Source organism: Micromonospora echinofusca (assembly GCF_017614955.1).
In the GTDB taxonomy this organism is placed as follows: domain Bacteria; phylum Actinomycetota; class Actinomycetes; order Mycobacteriales; family Micromonosporaceae; genus Micromonospora; species Micromonospora echinofusca_A.
Genome location: NZ_WVUH01000567.1, coordinates 1 through 2,621 on the forward strand (window position 1 = coordinate 1; position 2,621 = coordinate 2,621).

Consider the following 2,621-nt stretch of genomic DNA (forward strand, 5'->3'; position numbering starts at 1 on the left):
GCCCTAACGTGAGGAAGGGCCCCCGCTTGACGGATTCGGTAGCGGAAGGGCCCCTTGTCAACGGGTGAACAGCCCAACCCGTGGGGTATACCCGGCCCGGGCGGCGTCAGGCAGCCGGGCGGGGTGAGAGCTGGCAGGGTGGGCAGCGTTACACCGGGGTACGGGCCGACCGGCGGGCCGGTGGCGGCAGCGGAGGATGGTGGGCATGACCACGACCGACGCGGTACCGGTGACGGTCGCGATCACCCGACACGCCGACCCGTCCCGGTCCCGGGAGATGGTGGCCTGGATGCGGGCCGGTACCGGGCTTGCCGAGGACTTTCCCGGGTTCCTCGGCGCCGGCTGGGTACGCACCGGGCCCGGCTCGCGGGAATGGCACATGCTCTACCGCTTCGCGGACCCCGAGACCCTGCGCCGGTGGGAGGAGTCCCCGCAGCGACGCTGGTGGCTGACCTCGGCGCAGGGCATCGTGGAGCACACCCGTACCGAGCGGCGTACCGGCATCGAAGGCTGGTTCGACCCGCCGCTGGAGCAGAGCGTCGAGCACCTGCCCCCGCCGGGGCCACCGCGCTGGAAGCAGGCGGTCACCATCTGGTTGGCGTTCTTCCCGCTGAGCCTGACCGCCACCCTGATCACCGGCCGGTTGATCGCCGACGTGCCGGTGGCGGTCCGTACCCTGCTCATGACGCTCTGCCTGACCCCGTTGATGACCTATCTGGTGCTGCCCCGGATCACCCGGGCGCTCGGTTGGTGGTTGCAGGGGCGCCCGGCACCGTGGCGCACGGCCCGCCGTGCCGGGGCCGGTCGGCAGCGCCGGTCCCGGGCCTGAGCGGACCGGACAGGCTGCCGCATACCGGACAGCTTACGGTGTTCCGGTAACCGGCTCAGGCGCGTAGAGTTACGGCGCTGTCGCCGTGCGCCGCCGAACGGGGGAGCCGATGCCCCGCCGCTGGACCACCCACCCGACGTCCCGCCGCTGGACGACCGCGCTGCTCTGCCTCGCCGCCCTGGTGGCGCTGGCCTGCGAGGGCGGCGGCGGCGGTCCGACCCCCCGGCCGTCCACCTCGCCCCGGGCCGGGCTGCCGGGCTCGATGGCCGCCCTCGGTGACTCGATCACCACCGGCTTCGGTTCCTGCCTGGTGCTCGCCTCGTGCGAGCGCAACTCCTGGTCCACCGGCGACGGCCGTCGGGTGGAGAGCATCTACCGCCGGTTGCTCGCCGAGAATCCCACGATCAGGGGCGAGGCCCGTAACCTGGCCGCGCCGGGGGCCCGCGCGGCGTCGCTGCCGGCGCAGGCCACCGAGGCGGTACGCGTCGACGTCGCCTACCTGACCGTCCTGATCGGCGCGAACGACGCCTGCCGGGGCGGCATCGACGCGATGACCCCGGTCGACGCGTTCCGGGCCGATCTGGACCGGGCGTTGGCGATCGTGCGGGAGAAGCGGCCGAAGGCCCGGATCCTGGTGCTGAGCATCCCGGACCTGCACCGGCTGTGGGAGGTGGGGCACACCGACGAGCGGGCGGTACGCGCCTGGCGTCGGGGGATCTGCCCGGCGCTGCTGGCGAACGCCACGTCGGACGCCCCGACGGACGTGGCCCGCCGGGCCGCGTTCGCCGAGCGGATCGACGCGTACAACGGCCAACTCCGGGCGGCCTGCCGGCGGTACGGTTCCCGGTGCCGGTACGACGGTGGGGCGATCCACCGGGTCCGGTTCTCGTTGGAGATGGTCAACTCGCTGGACTACTTCCACCCGGACGTGGACGGGCAGGGCCGGCTGGCCGAGGTGGCCTGGGGAGCCAGTGGCCTCGCCGGTACCGCCCGGCGGTGAATCCGCCGGCCGACCGGTGCGGCCGACCGGCGATCCGTCAGGGCTGCCGCTGCGTCGGCGGACCGCCGATCGCCCGCTGGCCGTAGAGCGCCTGGCTGCGGCGGGCGAGATCCTTGGTGGCCGACGAGTTGGCCCAGGTACCGAGGATGATCGCGGCGCCCGGCACGATCTTGGCGAACACCCGCTTCGCCGCGCGTACCCCGGCCATCTGGGCGAGTTTGACGCTCAGCTTCAGCATCGCCCGGGCGAGCGGGGTGTTGGTACCCCGGAAGAGGGCACCGGCCCGCTCCCGGCCGGCCGCCACCCCGAGGGCGAGCCGGGCGGTCTCGGCGACCTTGTGCACCTTCTGCAGCACCAGCAGGTCGGTGGCCCGGTCCGGGTGCGCCGGGTCGACGCCGTACGCGGCGGCGATGTGCAGCACCATCCGGGCCTGGGTCCAGGCGAGCACGCCGATGTCGAGTACCGCGCCGGGCAGGCCGGCCGCGCCGGAGACCGCGCCGGACAGGCGCGCCCGGTTGACGAACTTGCGGATGGCGGACTCGGCGAGCGCGTGCGGCGGGAGGTGCGGCTGCGCGGCCCGGGTCCGTCGGGCCCACTCGGCCGCTTCGGGGCCCAGCCGGCGGACCGCCTCCAGGGCGAGGTGCTCCGGCGCGTACTGCGGGTCCTCGCGCATCCGGTCCCAGAGCCCGGCCGGGGGCGCGGCTACGGCCTCGTCGGCCGGGTCCTGGTCGGCCACGGCCGCGTGGACCGGGTCCGGGTTGGTCGCGGACGGGCGGGGGGTCGGCACGGTGC

Annotated in this window: 3 protein-coding genes; 2 read left to right on the plus strand and 1 reads right to left on the minus strand. The window is 74.7% G+C overall.

Annotated features, from left to right (window positions below):
* The first annotated feature begins 205 nt into the window (after window positions 1–205).
* Both GSF22_RS32780 and GSF22_RS32785 read left to right on the plus strand, forming a co-directional pair.
* A complete protein-coding gene (locus GSF22_RS32780; protein ID WP_208817788.1) occupies window positions 206–829 on the plus strand; it encodes an antibiotic biosynthesis monooxygenase in 624 nt (207 codons plus the stop codon).
* Window positions 830–938: 109 nt separating this feature from the next.
* Window positions 939–1,829: a GDSL-type esterase/lipase family protein gene (locus tag GSF22_RS32785; RefSeq protein ID WP_208817789.1), complete on the plus strand. Its 891-nt coding sequence runs from the start codon at window positions 939–941 to the stop codon at window positions 1,827–1,829.
* 37 nt (window positions 1,830–1,866) lie between these two features.
* Here the strand turns inward: GSF22_RS32785 and GSF22_RS32790 are convergent, their stop codons facing one another.
* Window positions 1,867–2,616, minus strand: a complete 750-nt coding sequence (locus tag GSF22_RS32790; protein WP_439957839.1) for an EcsC family protein — start codon at window positions 2,614–2,616, stop codon at window positions 1,867–1,869.
* Between the last annotated feature and the right edge of the window lie 5 nt (window positions 2,617–2,621).

What these genes read in the sequence shown, in the direction of transcription:
- GSF22_RS32785 (WP_208817789.1), top strand. Translation starts at nt 939, where the DNA reads ATGCCCCGCCGCTGGACCACCCACCCGACGTCCCGCCGCTGGACGACC.
- GSF22_RS32780 (WP_208817788.1), top strand. Translation starts at nt 206, where the DNA reads ATGACCACGACCGACGCGGTACCGGTGACGGTCGCGATCACCCGACAC.